Annotated in this window: 15 protein-coding genes; 2 read left to right on the top strand and 13 right to left on the bottom strand. The window is 60.1% G+C overall.

Translation table 11 applies throughout. The features are described 5' to 3' along the window. Positions 1-24: 24 nt before the first annotated feature. The 5 genes from CCX46_RS04390 to pmbA form a co-directional block, all read right to left on the bottom strand. The gene (locus CCX46_RS04390; protein ID WP_122597935.1) at positions 25-636 is read right to left on the bottom strand and encodes a superoxide dismutase; all 612 of its coding nucleotides are present in this window, start codon (positions 634-636) and stop codon (positions 25-27) included. 1 nt (position 637) lies between these two features. Next, positions 638-1,078: a hypothetical protein gene (locus CCX46_RS04385; protein WP_016984162.1), complete on the bottom strand. Its 441-nt coding sequence runs from the start codon at positions 1,076-1,078 to the stop codon at positions 638-640. 27 nt (positions 1,079-1,105) lie between these two features. Further along, a complete protein-coding gene (locus tag CCX46_RS04380; RefSeq protein WP_127925834.1) occupies positions 1,106-2,482 on the bottom strand; it encodes a class II fumarate hydratase in 1,377 nt (458 codons plus the stop codon). Beyond that, positions 2,463-2,870 carry a FagA protein gene (locus CCX46_RS04375; protein ID WP_127925833.1) on the bottom strand — a complete coding sequence of 136 codons (408 nt, stop codon included), beginning with the start codon at positions 2,868-2,870 and terminating at the stop codon, positions 2,463-2,465. The genes CCX46_RS04380 and CCX46_RS04375 overlap by 20 nt, the downstream gene beginning before the upstream one ends. Positions 2,871-3,118: 248 nt before the next feature. Next, positions 3,119-4,465 carry a metalloprotease PmbA gene (pmbA, locus tag CCX46_RS04370; RefSeq protein WP_127925832.1) on the bottom strand — a complete coding sequence of 449 codons (1,347 nt, stop codon included), beginning with the start codon at positions 4,463-4,465 and terminating at the stop codon, positions 3,119-3,121. Positions 4,466-4,573: 108 nt separating this feature from the next. Here pmbA and yjgA point away from each other — a divergent pair, with 108 nt between their 5' ends. Further along, positions 4,574-5,098, top strand: a complete 525-nt coding sequence (gene yjgA, locus CCX46_RS04365) for a ribosome biogenesis factor YjgA (protein ID WP_007915377.1) — start codon at positions 4,574-4,576, stop codon at positions 5,096-5,098. A 91-nt stretch (positions 5,099-5,189) separates the two neighbouring features. On the opposite strand, the gene tldD is transcribed toward yjgA, so the two are convergent. From tldD to mreB, 8 genes are all read right to left on the bottom strand, one after another. Then, positions 5,190-6,632 carry a metalloprotease TldD gene (gene tldD, locus CCX46_RS04360; protein WP_127925831.1) on the bottom strand — a complete coding sequence of 481 codons (1,443 nt, stop codon included), beginning with the start codon at positions 6,630-6,632 and terminating at the stop codon, positions 5,190-5,192. 4 nt (positions 6,633-6,636) lie between these two features. Continuing rightward, positions 6,637-7,497 (bottom strand): carbon-nitrogen hydrolase family protein, encoded by an 861-nt coding sequence (locus CCX46_RS04355; protein ID WP_127925830.1) that lies wholly within the window; start codon positions 7,495-7,497, stop codon positions 6,637-6,639. 135 nt (positions 7,498-7,632) lie between these two features. Continuing rightward, on the bottom strand, positions 7,633-11,439 hold the full coding sequence (locus CCX46_RS04345; protein ID WP_127925829.1) for a YhdP family protein: 3,807 nt from the start codon (positions 11,437-11,439) through the stop codon (positions 7,633-7,635). 75 nt (positions 11,440-11,514) lie between these two features. Beyond that, positions 11,515-12,972, bottom strand: coding sequence for a ribonuclease G (gene rng, locus CCX46_RS04340; protein WP_034154470.1), 1,458 nt, complete (start codon positions 12,970-12,972; stop codon positions 11,515-11,517). Positions 12,973-13,030: 58 nt separating this feature from the next. Next, positions 13,031-13,627, bottom strand: a complete 597-nt coding sequence (locus tag CCX46_RS04335) for a Maf family protein (protein WP_127925828.1) — start codon at positions 13,625-13,627, stop codon at positions 13,031-13,033. Positions 13,628-13,664: 37 nt separating this feature from the next. Next, positions 13,665-14,156, bottom strand: coding sequence for a rod shape-determining protein MreD (gene mreD, locus CCX46_RS04330; RefSeq protein WP_064387931.1), 492 nt, complete (start codon positions 14,154-14,156; stop codon positions 13,665-13,667). Beyond that, on the bottom strand, positions 14,156-15,289 hold the full coding sequence (mreC, locus tag CCX46_RS04325) for a rod shape-determining protein MreC (protein ID WP_127925827.1): 1,134 nt from the start codon (positions 15,287-15,289) through the stop codon (positions 14,156-14,158). Before mreC ends, mreD begins: the two co-directional genes overlap by 1 nt. 141 nt (positions 15,290-15,430) lie before the next feature. Next, a complete protein-coding gene (gene mreB / locus CCX46_RS04320; RefSeq protein ID WP_002555108.1) occupies positions 15,431-16,468 on the bottom strand; it encodes a rod shape-determining protein MreB in 1,038 nt (345 codons plus the stop codon). Positions 16,469-16,679: 211 nt separating this feature from the next. Here mreB and gatC point away from each other — a divergent pair, with 211 nt between their 5' ends. Next, positions 16,680-16,967: an Asp-tRNA(Asn)/Glu-tRNA(Gln) amidotransferase subunit GatC gene (gene gatC / locus CCX46_RS04315; protein ID WP_007901429.1), complete on the top strand. Its 288-nt coding sequence runs from the start codon at positions 16,680-16,682 to the stop codon at positions 16,965-16,967. Positions 16,968-16,978: the final 11 nt, after the last annotated feature.

Here is a 16,978-nt window from a genome sequence, read left to right as displayed (position 1 = left end):
CCTTGGATTGTTTTTATAGAAGACTTAAACCAGTGCGGCCTGATAGCGCGCAGCCACTTCAGGCCAATTGATTACGTTGTAGAACGCATTGATGTATTCGGGGCGGCGGTTCTGATAGCGCAAGTAGTAGGCGTGCTCCCAGACATCGAGACCGAGGATCGGCGTGTTGCCATTCATCAACGGGCTGTCCTGGTTGCCGCTGCTTTCCACGATCAGTTTTTTCTCCGGGGTCACGCTGAGCCAGGCCCAGCCGCTGCCGAATCGGGTCAGTGCGGCTTTGGTGAAGGCTTCCTTGAAGCTGTCGAGGCCGCCCAGTTGCTCATCAATGGCCTTGGCCAACGCACCATCCGGCTTGCCGCCACCGCTCGGCACCATCACTTCCCAGAACAGCGAGTGATTGGCGTGACCGCCGCCCTGATTGATCACCGCTGCACGCAGTTTTTCCGGCAGTTGCTGAACACTGGCGACGAGTTTTTCTACCGGCCATTCAGCGTACTCAGTGCCTTCTACAGCGGCGTTGAGGTTGTTGATGTAAGTCTGGTGATGCTTGGTGTAGTGAATCTCCATGGTCTGTGCATCGATATGCGGCTCAAGAGCGTCGTAGGCGTAAGGCAAGGCAGGCAAGGTAAAAGCCATTTCAATGGACTCCATGGTGATGTGGGGCAGGCGCGCGGCGCGCATTGCCGGTATCCGGGTGCAGCAGACGCTGGGTACGCGGGTATTCGCCGTGTTCGCTGATGAAATTCAGCAGCTCGACGTAGGTCTTGCTGCTCTGGCGCAGCGCCGCTTCACGCAAGGCCAGGCGCTGACGTTCGTCCTGCATGGTTTGCAGCAGCCGTTGGTGAATAGCGCAGAGGTATTCGGCGCTCTCCTCCGGCTGATTCAGACGCAAGTGCAAATCCGCGAGGTTGTGGTGCGAGATGACGCAGGCCGCCACCGCTTCGTCGGCATCTGCCCAACGTTCGAACAACACTTGCGCCAGGGCCAGGGCTTGCAGGTACGCCTCACGGGCGTCGATCAGTTCGCCCAGCATGAAGCAGCGATTGGCCCGTTCGATCGTGCGTTTCCAGTGCTCCATGGTGAGCCTCCAAAGCGGTTGCGGGGTTTATACGCCGCCGGCGGTGAGTTTCTCGGGATTGAGCAACTCTTCCAGTTGGCTGCGCGACAGGTCGGTGTGCTCCAGCGCGACGTCGATCACCGCGCGGCCTTCCTTGTAGGCCTGCTTGGCGATTTCGGCGGCTTTCTGGTAACCGATGATCGGGTTGAGCGCAGTGACCAGAATCGGATTGCGCGACAACGCTTCCTTCAGGCGCGATTCGTTGACCTTGAAAGTGGCAATGGCTTTGTCGCCGAGCAGGCGGCTGGAGTTGGCCAGCAGTTCGATGCTGCTCAGCAGGTTCTGCGCGATGATCGGCAGCATCACGTTGAGTTCGAAGTTGCCCGACTGGCCGGCGATGGTGATCACCGAATCGTTGCCGATGACTTGTGCGGCGACCATGGCGGTGGCTTCCGGAATCACCGGATTGACCTTGCCTGGCATGATCGACGAGCCCGGTTGCAGGGCTTCCAGCTCGATCTCACCAAGGCCGGCGAGCGGGCCGGAGTTCATCCAGCGCAGGTCGTTGGCGATTTTCATCAAAGTGACGGCGATGGCTTTGAGCTGGCCGGAGACGGCGACGGCGGTGTCTTGCGAACCGATCAGCGCAAACAAGTCTTTGCCCGGGGTGAATTGCACGTCGGTCAATTGGCTCAACTGGCGGCTGAAACGCGCGGCGAACTCAGGGTGCGCGTTGATCCCGGTGCCGACCGCTGTGCCGCCCTGCGCCAGCGATTGCAGGCTTGGCAGCAGATCCTGCAGATGAGCGATGTTGGCCTTGAGCTGCTGCGCCCAGCCATTGAGTACCTGGCTCATGCGCACCGGCATCGCGTCCATCAAATGCGTGCGGCCGGTTTTGACGTGATGATGCACTTGCCCGGCCTTTTGTTCGATCACTTGCACCAGGTGCAGCAGCGCCGGCAGCAGTTGTTCATGGAGGGCCAGCGCGGCGCTGACGTGGATGGTGGTCGGAATGATGTCGTTGCTGCTCTGCCCGCAGTTGACGTGATCATTGGCGTTGACCGGCTCACCCAGCAGACGGCTGGCGAGGGTGGCAATCACTTCATTGGCGTTCATGTTGGAACTGGTACCGGAACCGGTCTGGAAGATATCCACCGGGAAATGCTGCATGAAATCGCCTTCGAGCAAGCCTTGCGCGGCGTCGCTGATGGCTTTGCCCTGTGCGGCGCTGATCTGGTTGAGTTCAACGTTGGCGCGAGCGGCGGCCGCTTTGGCGAGGATCAGTGCGCGGATGAATTGCGTCGGCATCGGCTTGCCGCTGATCGGGAAGTTATCCACTGCGCGCTGGGTTTGCGCGCCGTAGAGAGCGTCCACCGGCACCTGCAGTTCGCCCATGCTGTCGCGCTCAATACGTGTCTTGGTCATCGGTAAATCCTTGGACTAATTCAATGAGAGGAATCGAGGGAAGCAACTCGCAAGTGGCGAGCTGCCAGGTGTAGCGCTGCCAGCGTTTAAGCCGGCATTTGCACAGAGAAAGGCGCTCCATTTCACGCAACGGACGCCAGGCTTGATCGAGACAGAGGCTGCGCCAGTGCCACGGCAAAGCGATGTCGGTGGCGGTGTCGAGCAGCAAACGGAAAGAGGTTTCGGCGACCATCCAGGGCGAGGTCGCGGTGCAACAAGACAGATACCGGCCTTCGGCCAGGTAATGTTCGATCAGGCGCGGCTCGTCAGAATCCATCGCGCAACGGATCTGGCGACTCATCCAGCGCCAGCTTTCGAGGTACGGCTGCTCGTGCAAGGCAGAACTCATGATCCGGGGCTCATCCGATAATGAGATTTATTATTAGATGATAATGAGAACCAAAACAAGAGTGCCGAGCGATGCAGATTTCAGGGTGGGAGCGAGCCTGCTCGCGAAGGCGTCCTGTCAGTCACCCTGGCGGTCGACAGTAAAATCGCTTTCGCGAGCAGGCTCGCTCCCACAGGGTTTTGTGTGGAGCCAATAAAAAAGGCGCGCCACCCGATGAGGTGGCGCGCCTTTTGGTGTGACGACTGGGGTTAGCTGCCCGCCACCGTCATCCGTTCGATCAACACCGAGCCGGTGCGAATATTGCTGCGCAACTCCAGATCATTACCCACCGCAACGATCTGCTTGAACATGTCACGCATGTTGCCGGCGATGGTCACTTCCTGCACCGCAAACTGGATTTCGCCGTTTTCGACCCAGAAGCCTGCCGCCCCGCGCGAATAGTCGCCGGTGACCATGTTCAAGCCATGGCCCATCAACTCAGTGACCAGCAAGCCACGCCCCATACGCTTCAACAGCGCAGCCTGGTCTTCATCGCCGTGGGTCACGAACAGGTTATGCACGCCGCCAGCGTTGGCGGTGCTCGGCATACCCAGTTTGCGCCCGGAGTAAGTACCGAGGATGTACGACACCAACTCGCCTTTTTCGACGAACGGTTTGGCATACGTTGCCAGACCATCACCGTCATACGAAGCACTGCCCATTGCCCGCATCAAGTGCGGACGCTCATCAATGGTCAGCCATTCCGGGAACAGCTTCTGCCCCAAAGTGCCTTCAAGGAACGACGATTTGCGATACAGGCTGCCGCCGGACACCGCTGAGAGGAAGCTGCCGAACAAACCGCCCGCCAGCTCTGCGGAAAACAGCACTGGCACCTCGCAAGTCGGCACCGGACGCGCGCCCAGACGGCTCGCTGCGCGTTGCGCCGCACGCTGACCAATGCTCACCGGATCCGCCAGCAGATTGCCCTGGCGGCTCACGTCGTACCAGTAATCGCGCTGCATCTGGCCGTCGGCCTCGGCAATCATCACGCAACTCAGGCTGTGTCGGGTCGATGCGTAGCCGCCAATGAAACCGTGGCTGTTGCCGTAAACCCGGCAGCCCTGATGGGTGCTCAGGGTAGTGCCGTCTGCGTTCTTGATCCGCGCATCGGCGTCGAACGCCGCCGCTTCACAGAGCAAAGCCTTCTCGATAGCCTGCTCCGGGGTGATGTCCCACTCGTGGAAAAGGTCAAAATCGTGCTGTTCCTTGGCCATCAACGCTGCATCAGCCAGACCAGAAGCCTCGTCTTCCGACGTATGCTTGGCGATGGCCAGCGCCGCAGCGACGGTTTCGCGAATCGCATCCGGACCGGTCGCCGAGGTACTGGCCGAGCCTTTGCGCTGACCTACATACAGCGTGATGCCAAAGCCCTGATCACGATTGAACTCGACCGTTTCGACCTCGCGCTGGCGCACCGAAGTCGACAGCCCCTGCTCGAGCGACACCGCGACTTCGCAGGCGCTGGCGCCCTGACGCTTGGCTTCGGCGATGATCTGCTCGACTTGTTCCTGCAGTGCCGGCAATGCCTGCGGGCCGACGCTTTGAACTGCACTCATGCTCATCTCCACTCAAATTCTGCTTTCGGCTGGGGTCATCGAGCGACCGGGCCGGACAAGCGGCCCCCGACTGGTTATCATGGCGGCGTTTCTTTGCGGACTGCCACCATGGTTGATTCTTACGACGACTCCCTCGATACGGGAGAAAAAAGCAAATCTCAGGTCAAACGCGAGCTGCATGCTCTGGTTGACCTCGGCGAGCGCCTGACCACACTCAAGCCAGACTTGATCGCAAAACTGCCGCTGACCGACGCCATGCGCCGGGCTCTGGCCGATGCGCCCAAGCACACCGCGAACATCGCGCGTAAACGGCACTTGCAGTTCATCGGCAAACTGATGCGCGATCAGGACACTGACGCGATTCTCACGCTGCTCGATCAACTCGATGCCTCGACTCGTCAGTACAACGAGCGTTTCCACAATCTCGAACGCTGGCGTGATCGCCTGATCGCGGGCGACGATGCCGTGCTGGAGAAATTCGTCGTCGAGTACCCGGACGCCGATCGCCAGCAACTGCGTTCCCTGATCCGTCAGGCTCAGCACGAGGTTGCGCAAAACAAACCTCCTGCCTCCAGCCGCAAGATCTTCAAGTACATCCGTGAGCTGGACGAGACTCAACGCGGCCTGCGTTGATATCTCGCCCCTGTAGGAGCTGCCGAAGGCTGCGATCCTTTGATCTTAAGAGCAAAGATCGCAGCCTGCGGCAGCTCCTACACACGTTTATTTATGCGCCCGTGCCACCCACGGTGATCGCATCGATTTTCAACGTCGGCTGACCGACGCCTACCGGCACCGATTGCCCATCCTTGCCGCACGTGCCCACACCGCTGTCCAGCGCCAGATCATTACCGACCATCGACACCCGGCTCATCGCCTCGGGGCCGTTGCCGATCAACGTCGCGCCTTTGACCGGCGCAGTGATCTTGCCGTCTTCGATCAGGTACGCCTCGCTGGTGGAGAACACGAACTTGCCGCTGGTGATATCGACCTGACCGCCGCCGAGGTTGGCGCAGTAGATGCCCTTCTTCACGGAGGCGATGATTTCTGCCGGATCGCTTTCGCCACCCAGCATGTAGGTGTTGGTCATCCGTGGCATCGGCAGGTGCGCGTAGGATTCGCGACGACCGTTACCGGTACGAGCCACACCCATCAGGCGCGCGTTGAGCTTGTCCTGCATATAGCCCTTGAGTACGCCGTTTTCGATCAGCGTGGTGCACTCGGTCGGCGTGCCTTCGTCATCGACACTCAGCGAACCGCGACGGCCGCTCAAGGTGCCGTCATCAACGATCGTGCACAGCTTGGAAGCAACCATTTCGCCCATGCGCCCGCTGTAGGCCGAGCTGCCCTTGCGGTTGAAGTCGCCTTCCAGACCGTGGCCGACGGCTTCGTGCAACAGCACGCCAGACCAGCCCGAACCCAACACCACCGGCAACGTACCGGCCGGTGCCGGAATTGCTTCCAGATTCACCAGCGCCTGACGCAGCGCCTCACGGGCATAACCCATGGCGCGGTCTTCGGCGAGGAAATAACGGTAGTCGGTACGACCGCCGCCGCCGTGCCCGCCGCGCTCGCGACGACCATTCTGCTCAACGATGACGCTGACGTTGAAACGCACCAGCGGGCGCACATCCGCCGCCAGCCCGCCGTCGGTGGACGCCACCAGAATCCGCTCCCAGACGCCAGCCATGCTCACGCTGACCTGCTGGATACGCGGGTCGAGCGCGCGGGTAGCCACATCGATACGCTTGAGCAGTTCAACCTTCTCGGCGCGGCTCAGCACTTCCAGCGGGTTGTCCGGCGCGTACAGTTGCGCGACATCCTGCGGGGTGAACGCCTGCACCGTGCCGTTCTGCCCGGCGCGGGAGATCGAGCGCGCGGCACGGGCCGCTGCGCCAAGGGCTTCGTGGGTGATCGCGTTGCTGTAGGCAAAACCGGTTTTTTCACCGGACTGCGCGCGGACGCCGACACCCTGATCGAGGTTGAAGCTGCCTTCCTTGACGATGCCGTCTTCCAGCGCCCAGGACTCGGAGATCTGGCCCTGGAAATACAGGTCGGCAGCATCGATGCCGGGGCCGGCCAGATCGCCGAGCACGCCTTGCAGGCTCTCGATCGTCACGCCGCCGGGCGCCAACAGGTGATCACTGACTGAGGACAACAACTCGCTCATAGGTTTACGCCTTAAATTCGTGTTCTGAAGCAGGCCGCTGGGCGCCCTGCGAGAAAAACCGTCGATGACTCGTCACCGGCATTCGCGCCCTGATGGACGCTTGTTCATCGCTATCGCGTTCGGCCAACAACACCGCTTCGCCTTGATCCTGACTCGCCAGCACGCGGCCCCACGGGTCGATGATCGCTGCATGGCCGAAGGTTTCCCGCGGTCCCGGATGGGTTCCGCCCTGCGCTGCGGCCAGCACATAACACTGGGTCTCGATGGCCCGCGCGCGAATCAGCACATCCCAATGCGCTGCGCCGGTCACCGCAGTAAAGGCCGACGGAGCGGTAATCAGCTCGGCACCGGCGGCTCGCAATTCGCTGTACAACTCGGGAAAGCGCAAGTCATAACACACAGTCAGACCGAGCTTGCCCACCGGCGTGTCGGCAACCACGACGCCACTGCCATAAGCATAGTCATCGGATTCGCGGTAACGGCCGCGATTGTCCGCCACATCGACATCGAACAGATGCAACTTGTCATAGCGGGCAACGATTTCGCCATACTCATTGACCAGCAGCGAGCAGGCATTAGCCTTGCCCGTCGGCTGATCCACCGGCGGCAACGGCAAGGTGCCAGCCACTATCCATAACTTGAGGTCGCGGGCGGTCTGTTTCAACCACGACAGGATCGGTCCTTCGCCGAGCGCCTCGGCGCGGCCGATGTCAGCAACGTCACGACGGCCCATGGCAGCGAAGTTTTCCGGCAGCACCGCCAGCTTGGCGCCACTGGCCGCAGCCTGTTCGAGCAGGCGCCGGGCCTGAGCCAGATTGGCCAGCACGTCGCTCTGGCTGACCATTTGAATCACCGCTAAAGACATGGCCGCTCCTCGGAATCTGCACATAACCGTGTAGGAGCTGCCGCAGGCTGCGATCTTTTGATCTGGCTCGTCAAAAACAAAATCAAAAGATCGCAGCCTGCGGCAGCTCCTACATCGGGAATAGGGTCATGCTACTCAAAAAGGCTTGTCGAAGGTGATTTTCGGCTCTTTCCATGGGCCTTTGACGGTGTACTTCACACTGGCAAAGCGCGCCACCCGATCACCGATCAGCTTGTCGATCAGGAACAACGCGCCGCCGACCGCTGGTGCGCCGACGATCAGCGCAGCGATCGGCAGGTTGTTGGTCACCGGCAAGGTCACTAACAATTTGGCGTCGACCTTGTCGCCGACCAGATCCAGAGTGCCGTCCAGTTCCAGATTGCTTGAAGGACCGGTCAGGCGAATCGGCTCACGGGTGACGTACACGCCATTGTTTGCCACCAGCAGGCCTTTGACCCGGTCGTAGCTCAAGCCTTTGCCGAACAGATCAGAGAAATCCAGACGCAAACGCCGGCCGATGGAGTTGAAATTAAGCAGACCGAACACCCGCAATGCCTGCGCGCCGCCTTCCACTTCAACAAATTGGCCTTTGTTCAACGATGCATCGAGGGTGCCAGAGAAGCGCTTGGTCGCCAGCCATGCCGGCGAGCCCGGCCAGCGGCCATCGACGTCCATGTGGAATTCTTCACTGGTCACGCTTGGAGCAAAGCCCCAGCCCTTGAGGACATCAGCAAGGTTCTTGCCGCCAATCCGGCCTTTGAACCAGCTATTGGTTGCACCCGGCGTGCCTTCCCAGCCGCCATTACCCTGCAACAGGATGCCTTTTAGGCCCATGTCGAGGTTGTTCAGAGCGATGCCTTTGGCGGTCGGGCGCACCTTCAGCGACCAGCCGCCGACCAGATCCGGGCCGAGGAACAGTTGATTGATGGTGATATCCAGCGCCGGAATTTTCGTCGGATCGACCGATACCAACGGATCCGGCGAGTTCTCGTCAGCTTGAACCGTCGGGTCCGGTGCTGGCAGTTTCACGTACTGCAAATTGACCGCAATCGGCACGCCCTTGGCGTCTGGCAGGCTCGCCGAGCCTTTGGCCTGCTGGCTGTCGAGGGACAGATTCCAGGTGCCCGGCTTGCGATTGACCTGCACCGACGCCTGATCCAGTGTCGTCCCGAAAGCCGTGAGTTTGCCGACCTTGAAATCAGCACTGCTGAGCAATTGCTTGGCACTGCCGCCCGGATCCTGCCCGGCGTATTTGTTGACCAGGTCCTGCCACGGCGCGACATCCAGCTCCGAAAGCACCCCGCGAATCCGCAAGCCTTTGGCGCCCGGCAGCACCGCTTCGCCGGCCCCGAGGAACAACTCGCCACGGCCCTCGGCAAAATTGCTCGGCGGTGCCGCAAAGGTGAAATTGGCCAGTTGGTCGTAGTTGACCCAGTAACGCCGCTCCTGCCCCTGCAAGGTCATGCGGAACACCGTGTCGCGACCGACATCCGCCGCCATACCGAACGGCGCGGGCAAGTCCACCGCCACACCTTTCATGCTGGAGCTGACCATCAACTGGCTGTCGGCACCGTCGAGATTGAGCTGCAACTGATAGGGAATGGTCCCGGATACTGGCAACGGTTGGCTCACACCCAGCCAGTCGGTGAGTTTCTTCACTTCGACCTGCCCGGATGCCGCCACCCGAGTCCTGAGTTTGCCAGGGCTGCCATCGGCGAAGATCTGCGCAGTCACCGGTTTGTCGAAGGCACGCGCGGCGATGTTCTGCCCGCTGAGGCCTTTGCCGCTGTCAAAGCGGAAATCGCCTTTGAGCTGAGTCAGCTCCAGTTTCGGCTCAGCCAGTTTCAGCCGCGCATTGGCGGTTTTGAAGTCGACGAGGATTTTCGGCTGGTCACCGCCCTTGTCCAACGGGATATCGAGCTTGAGCTTGCCTTGCAGATCGCCCGCGCCTTCCCAACCGGCAAAGGTCTCACCGGTACCGATCGGTGCGTCCTGAAGGATTTTCAGGCCATCACCGAGGCCACCGGCAAACGCGCCATCGAGATACATGTGCGTGTGTTGCCCGGCCGGTACGTGGGGAATGTTGACGAATACATCGCTGACCTGGGTGTCGAGCAACTGCCCCTTATTGGCCCAGATCCGTACGCCACTGTCTTCGATGAACACGTCACCACTGACCTTGCTCACGTGCGGCCAGCCCGGCTGGAACGCCAGTTCGGCATCGTGCACCTTGAAGAACAGGCTGATGCTGCGGTCGGCCTCCCCGGCGTTCTTGTTAAGCGAGCCCTGATACTGGAAGAAGCCCTGATCGACAGCACCTTTGAGGATGGCCGTGCGCAGCCACTCGTCAAGCGCCGGGCTCAGGACTTCGGGCAGGTATTTGGCGGTGTAGCGACCGTCGCCCTCGACCAGACCGACCCGCAGGTCCATGTAGTCTTCCTGGCTATGGTCGAAATGCAGACGAATCAGGAAATCACCGGCAATCTTGCCCTCCTCGCCGAGCACCTTCAGGTACGGCGCGATCAGGGTGAAGCCGTCTTTATCGAGCTTCCAGGTCAGCCGGGCGTTAGCCTGAATGTACTGCCATGGCTTGGCGAAAATCGGATCGAGGTGCAGGACAAAATCCTTGCTGTCCAGGCGCAACTCGCCACCGTCAAGGTTGCCACTGAGGCTGCCACTGACGTTTCGTGCTGCCGGAGCGCCGTGATAGGCGTCGAAACCAACATTGTCCAGATTGGTGGCGAAACTGAATTTGTTGCCATCGGTGGCATTGGGGCGAAAATCCAGCAGCACGTTGCGCAGACCACCGGTGACTTTCAAATGATCAACGGCCGTGGCGAAACCTTGCGGCAACGGCCCCAACGCATTCAGCAGTGGAGTGATCGGGGTCAGATCGAGACGATCCGCCTGCAAGTGCCAGAGCTCGTCCACCTTGTCGGTCGCGCGCGTCTGCTTCAGCTGTACATGCGACTCCCAACGGTTCTCGCCGAAACTCATCGCCAGTGAATCGAGGGTAACGGTCGCACCCTCATCACTGTTTTCGTAGTAGGCGTTAAGCGCCAGATTATTGATCTGGATCGGCTTGCGATCGGCATAGGCGCCGGTCAGTTGCGGAGCATTCAAGCGTAACGCGGCACTCTGCAGCGTGCCCTTGGCCCAGTTGACCCAGAGTTCACCACCGGCCTTGATCTCGGAAAAATTCCATTGTTGGGTAAGACGCTCCGGCAGCCACTTCGACCAGTCGCTTTGCGGCAGGCTGGCGTAACCGTCTACCACACTGTCCTTCAATTGCTCGGGGCGAATCCGCGTGCGCAGGCTCAGTGCAACGGGCTGGCCATCCGGCAAGGTCAAACGCGCATCGAGCCGTTGACGGCTGGCGCCGGTTTTCAGATTGAGACCGACATAGGTGAGCGTCAGCGGCGCGTGATCCTGCGGCTGCAAGGTCACCTGACTGTCGAGCACCGACAGTTGCTGAATCATCTGCGAGCGATTGAACAACTGTTGCGGATCGAGCGGCTGATCGTTCTGTATCGGCAGACCTTCCAGCGCCCAACTGCCGTCTTCTGCCTCTTTAAGGCTGATTTTCAGACCGTTGAGTTCGAGGTGGGCAATACGCACTTCGCGAGCCAACAGACTGGCCCACAAATCCGGTACGGCGCGCACCCGATCCAGACGCAAGGCATTGGCGCCGTCGCCGACCATCACATCGTGAGCCAGCAGGATCGGCGCAAAACCGCTCCAGTTGCCCTCCAGCTCGCCGATCTGCAACGGCATGCCGAGGGCGGCACTGGCCTTGTCTTCGATGTCAGCGCGATATTCGGCCACCAACGGCGTCAGTTCGCGGCCGAGACTGACGTACAACGCCATCAATACCAAAACCAACGCGCACAGGCCCAGCCCCCAGCGGGTGATTGCGGCCAAAATGCGTGTCAGACGCTCCATGTCAGTTGGCTCCCATGGCAAAAATACTGCGAAAAGCTGAGGCCAGCCGCGGTGAAAAAGGTGTGACGCAGGGGTTCAGAGCAGCACCACGTCATATTGTTCCTGGGAATACATGGTTTCCACCTGGAAGCGTATGGTGCGGCCGATGAAGCCTTCAAGTTCGGCAACGTTACCGGATTCTTCATCGAGCAAACGGTCGACCACTTTCTGGTTCGCCAACACTCGGTAGCCCTCGGCCTGATAGGCGCGGGCTTCACGGAGAATCTCGCGGAAGATCTCGTAACAGATGGTTTCCGCAGTTTTCAGTTTGCCGCGCCCCTGGCAACTGCTGCACGGTTCGCACAGCACTTGTTCGAGACTTTCGCGGGTGCGTTTGCGGGTCATCTGCACCAGGCCCAACTCGGTGATGCCGATGATGTTGGTCTTGGCGTGATCGCGCTCCAGCTGTTTTTCCAGAGTGCGCAGCACCTGGCGCTGGTGCTCTTCATCTTCCATGTCGATGAAGTCGATGATGATGATCCCGCCCAGATTGCGCAGGCGCATCTGCCGGGCAATCGCGGTGGCCGCTTCGAGATTGGTCTTGAAGATGGTTTCTTCGAGGTTGCGATGGCCGACGAAAGCTCCGGTGTTCACATCGATGGTGGTCATGGCTTCCGCCGGATCGACCACCAGATAACCACCGGATTTCAGCGGCACTTTGCGCTCGAGGGCTTTCTGGATTTCGTCTTCGACACCGTACAGGTCGAAAATCGGCCGCTCACCCGGGTAGTGTTCCAGACGATCAGCGATTTCCGGCATCAGTTCGGCGACGAACTGCGTGGTTTTCTGGAACGTTTCCCGGGAGTCGATGCGAATCTTCTCGATCTTCGGGTTGACCAGATCACGCAGGGTACGCAGCGCCAGACCAAGGTCTTCGTAGATCACGCTCGGCGCGGAAATGGTCTTGATCTGTTCGTTGATCTGGTCCCACAAGCGGCGCAGATAACGGATATCCATGAGGATTTCATCGGCGCCAGCGCCTTCGGCGGCAGTGCGCAAAATGAAACCGCCCGCCTCCTTGATCCCTTCTTTGGCCACGCAATCGCTGACCACTTGCTTGAGGCGTTCGCGCTCGGCTTCGTCTTCGATTTTCAGCGAGATGCCGACGTGGGCAGTACGCGGCATGTACACCAGATAGCGCGACGGGATCGACAGTTGCGTGGTCAACCGCGCACCTTTGGAACCGATCGGATCCTTGGTGACTTGCACGACAAGGCTTTGGCCTTCGTGCACCAGCGCACTGATGCTTTCCACCGCCGGGCCTTCGCGCAGGGAGATTTCGGCGGCGTGAATGAATGCCGCGCGATCCAGGCCGATGTCGACGAAGGCCGCCTGCATACCCGGCAGCACGCGGACGATCTTGCCTTTATAGATGTTGCCGACGATCCCGCGCTTTTGCGTGCGCTCAACATGGACTTCTTGCAGCACACCGTTTTCGACCACCGCCACGCGCGACTCCATCGGCGTGATGTTGATCAGAATCTCTTCACTCATGGCAGGATCTCGTTCAGGCGTGTTCACGATAATGGCCGCATCTGGATTCGTACGACGCTTATTGCGCGTTCAGGTTTTGCCAACAGGGTATGCCGAAATGGCCTAACAGTTCTGCGGTTTCGCAAATCGGCAACCCAACCACTGCCGAGTAACTGCCGTTGAGCCCCGCGACAAACACCGCGCCGAGGCCCTGAATGCCATAACCGCCGGCCTTGTCCTGCGGTTCGCCGCTGGCCCAATAGGCGGCGGCTTCATCCTCGCTGATCGGCCGGAACCGCACCAGACTGCGCACCACCCGCGACTCACAGCGCTCGCCTTCCAGCACAGCGATGGCGGTCAGCACTTCATGCTCCTTGCCGGACAACATCATCAGCATGGCGCATGCATCGGCTTCGTCCACCGGTTTGCCAAGAATTTTGCCGTCCAGCACCACGGCGGTGTCGGCACCCAGCACGCAGAATGACTGAGCAGACACGACGGTACGGCGCCCGGCCTCGGCCTTGCCGCGTGCCAGACGCTCGACATAGGCCGACGGCGATTCTTCGGGTATTGGGGTTTCGTCGATATCCGCACTGATGGCGGAAAACGGAACGCCGATCTGCGTGAGCAATTCACGACGACGCGGCGATCCGGAGGCGAGGTAAAGTGGCTTCATCAAAACATCTCCCTGTTCAGTGCCCTGCTTCACCGGCTCAATTGATTTTGTAGCGTCGGCGTAGTCCGCGTAGGGCAAAGCTGACCCAAGGCCAGAGCAAGGCACTGACCAGCGCCGGTAACACCAGTGCCAGCGTTGGCTGACGGTTGCCGGTCAAGGCGCTGAGCCACAATTGCACCAGTTGCGCGAGACCGAAGATCACCAGGATGACCAGGCATTGCTGCCACATCGGGAACATTCGCAGGCGTTGTTGCAACGACAGCACCAGGAAGGTGATCAAGGTCAGGATCAGCGCGTTCTGCCCGAACAAGTCGCCTTGCAGGACGTCTTCGGCCAGCCCCAGACAGAACGCCGTGACCATGCCGACCGTGTGCGGCATATACAACGCCCAGAATGTCAGGAGCAAGGCCAGCCATAACGGGCGCAGGATCTCCATGAAAATCGGCAACGGTGACACGCTGAGCAGCAGGCCAACGAGAAACGTCAGCCAGACAATCCAGCCGTTTCGCGATGCGGTAGCCCCGACCATTATTCTTGTCTCCCGGTTGTCGCCGGTGCGCTGACAGGCGGTTTGACCGCAGGTCGTGCAGCGGGCTGGGCAGCTGGAGGTTTGCTTGCCGCCGGAGTCGCTGCCGGTGGTTTGGCAGCCGCTGGCGGTTTGCTTGCAGCGGGTTGGGTGGGAGCCGCATTGGCCGCAGGTGCTGCAGGCGTGGCATTGGCCGGCGCCACAGCAGGTGAGGTCACGGTCTTCGGCACAGTGGCCGGAATAATCGGGCCACCGCCAAAGGCGTCAAGATTCTCCTGGGCTTGCGCGGCATCGTTGGCGCGCTCTTCGGCGGTACGATTGTCGCTGAACACCAGCAGCAGGTAGCGACTGCGATTGAGTGCGGCAGTCGGCACGGCGCGGACGATCGCGAACGGCTGGCCGGAATCGTGGATGACTTCCTTCACCGTGGCAACCGGATAACCGGCCGGGAAGCGCTGGCCGAGACCGGAACTGACCAGCAGATCGCCTTCCTTGATATCGGCCGTGTCGGCGACGTGACGCAATTCCAGGCGCTCGGGGTTGCCGGTGCCGCTGGCAATCGCGCGCAGACCGTTACGGTTAACCTGTACTGGAATGCTGTGGGTGGTATCGGTCAACAGCAATACACGGGAAGTGTAAGGCATCAACTCGACCACCTGGCCCATCAAGCCGCGTGCATCGAGCACCGGTTGACCCAGCACCACGCCATCGCGCTCACCTTTATTGATGATGATGCGATGGGTGAAGGGATTGGGGTCCATGCCGATCAGCTCGGCCACTTCGACCTTTTCGTTGACCAGCGCAGAGGAATTGAGCAACTCGCGCAGCCGAACGTTCTGCTCGGTAAGGGCGGCAAGCTTTTGCATGCGACCCTGATACAGCAGATTTTCGGTCTTGAGTTTTTCGTTTTCGGCGACCAGTTCGGTGCGACTGCCGAACTGACTGGCAATCCCTTCCCACAGGCGTCCCGGCAGATCGGTAATCCAGTAGGCGTCCATCAATACCAGCGACGCTTGTTTGCGCGCAGGCTTGAGCAAGTCGAAGCGGGCATCGACCACCATCAGCGCGACCGACAGCACGGCCAGCACCAACAGGCGCACACCCAACGAAGGGCCTTTGGCGAAAAGCGGTTTAATAAGCCGCTCCTCCCAGGCAAATGTTCTGTTTATTCATACGGCATCAAACCGGCCTGGATGAAGACTGACAGAAGATAAACGCCAACAGGCAGCACTGCAAAGTGCTGCCTGCGCGTTCACCCACGTATTGCACTCGGCGACTTATTCGCTCGAGAGCAGGTCCATGGTGTGCTTATCCATCATTTCCAATGCACGGCCACCGCCGCGAGCAACACAGGTCAGCGGATCTTCGGCAACGATCACTGGCAGACCGGTTTCCTGGGCCAGCAACTTGTCGAGGTCACGCAGCAGCGCGCCACCACCGGTCAGCACCAGGCCACGCTCGGCGATGTCGGAAGCCAGTTCCGGCGGCGATTGCTCCAAGGCGCTTTTCACGGCCTGAACGATGGTCGCCAGAGACTCTTGCAGAGCTTCCAGCACTTCGTTGGAGTTCAGGGTGAATGCGCGTGGAACGCCTTCGGCCAGGTTGCGACCGCGAACGTCGACTTCGCGAACTTCGCCGCCCGGGTAGGCCGTGCCGATTTCCTGCTTGATGCGTTCAGCGGTGGATTCACCGATCAGGCTGCCGTAGTTACGGCGCACGTAGGTGATGATCGCTTCGTCGAAGCGGTCGCCGCCAACGCGGACGGATTCGGCATAGACCACACCGTTCAGGGAGATCAGCGCGATTTCGGTAGTACCACCACCGATATCCACGACCATCGAACCGCGCGCTTCTTCGACCGGCAGGCCGGCACCGATCGCAGCAGCCATTGGCTCTTCGATCAGGAACACTTCACGAGCACCGGCGCCAAGGGCCGATTCACGGATGGCACGACGCTCAACCTGGGTGGATTTGCATGGAACGCAGATCAGCACACGAGGGCTAGGCTGCAGAAAGCTGTTTTCGTGAACCTTGTTAATAAAGTATTGCAGCATCTTTTCGCAGACGCTGAAGTCGGCGATCACGCCGTCCTTCATCGGACGAATGGCAGCAATGTTGCCCGGCGTACGGCCGAGCATGCGCTTGGCCTCGGTGCCGACAGCAACGACACTTTTCTGGTTACCGTGTGTCCGAATGGCCACAACCGATGGCTCATTCAGGACGATACCGCGCTCGCGCACGTAAATAAGGGTGTTGGCAGTGCCCAGGTCAATGGAAAGATCGCTGGAAAACATGCCACGCAGTTTCTTGAACATGGGAAAGGGACCCTAGGCAACGCGTGGGTAAAAAAGTGCGGCAAACTCTAACAACGACAGGGATTTTGGGCAAGGCGCCAATATGTTAAATTGGCCGCTTTTCTGTGCACCAAGCCCCACAATCGCGGCCTTATGACCGTAGAAGTGCGGTAGTGTTCCGACAATCTAACACACGGACGCCGTCCGTTCTGTTTTCCACTGGAGAATCCCGATGGCGCTAGAACGCTCCGACGTGGAAAAAATCGCTCATCTGGCCTGCCTTGGCCTCAATGATGCCGATCTTCCACACATTACTTCCGCCCTCAACAGCATTCTCGGTCTGGTCGACGAAATGCAGGCTGTTAATACCGACGGAATCGAGCCTCTGGCCCACCCGCTGGAAGCCAGTCAGCGCCTGCGCGCCGACGTTGTGACCGAGACCAATCACCGCGAGGCCTACCAGTCCATCGCACCAGCGGTCGAAAACGGCCTGTATCTGGTTCCGAAAGTCATCGACTAAAGGGAAAGAGC

It is taken from the genome of Pseudomonas sp. RU47, from assembly GCF_004011755.1.
Lineage (GTDB): Bacteria > Pseudomonadota > Gammaproteobacteria > Pseudomonadales > Pseudomonadaceae > Aquipseudomonas.
The sequence above is the reverse complement of the archived record's forward strand: the minus strand, read 5'-3'. Positions and strand labels throughout refer to the sequence as shown.

Coding starts and splice junctions, on each gene's coding strand:
- CCX46_RS04385 (WP_016984162.1), bottom strand. CDS start 1,078: ATGGAGCACTGGAAACGCACGATCGAACGGGCCAATCGCTGCTTCATG.
- mreD (WP_064387931.1), bottom strand. CDS start 14,156: ATGGTCGGGGCTACCGCATCGCGAAACGGCTGGATTGTCTGGCTGACG.
- CCX46_RS04355 (WP_127925830.1), bottom strand. CDS start 7,497: ATGTCTTTAGCGGTGATTCAAATGGTCAGCCAGAGCGACGTGCTGGCC.
- mreB (WP_002555108.1), bottom strand. CDS start 16,468: ATGTTCAAGAAACTGCGTGGCATGTTTTCCAGCGATCTTTCCATTGAC.
- yjgA (WP_007915377.1), top strand. CDS start 4,574: ATGGTTGATTCTTACGACGACTCCCTCGATACGGGAGAAAAAAGCAAA.
- pmbA (WP_127925832.1), bottom strand. CDS start 4,465: ATGAGTGCAGTTCAAAGCGTCGGCCCGCAGGCATTGCCGGCACTGCAG.
- CCX46_RS04380 (WP_127925834.1), bottom strand. CDS start 2,482: ATGACCAAGACACGTATTGAGCGCGACAGCATGGGCGAACTGCAGGTG.
- tldD (WP_127925831.1), bottom strand. CDS start 6,632: ATGAGCGAGTTGTTGTCCTCAGTCAGTGATCACCTGTTGGCGCCCGGC.
- gatC (WP_007901429.1), top strand. CDS start 16,680: ATGGCGCTAGAACGCTCCGACGTGGAAAAAATCGCTCATCTGGCCTGC.
- rng (WP_034154470.1), bottom strand. CDS start 12,972: ATGAGTGAAGAGATTCTGATCAACATCACGCCGATGGAGTCGCGCGTG.
- CCX46_RS04335 (WP_127925828.1), bottom strand. CDS start 13,627: ATGAAGCCACTTTACCTCGCCTCCGGATCGCCGCGTCGTCGTGAATTG.
- CCX46_RS04390 (WP_122597935.1), bottom strand. CDS start 636: ATGGCTTTTACCTTGCCTGCCTTGCCTTACGCCTACGACGCTCTTGAG.
- CCX46_RS04375 (WP_127925833.1), bottom strand. CDS start 2,870: ATGAGTTCTGCCTTGCACGAGCAGCCGTACCTCGAAAGCTGGCGCTGG.
- CCX46_RS04345 (WP_127925829.1), bottom strand. CDS start 11,439: ATGGAGCGTCTGACACGCATTTTGGCCGCAATCACCCGCTGGGGGCTG.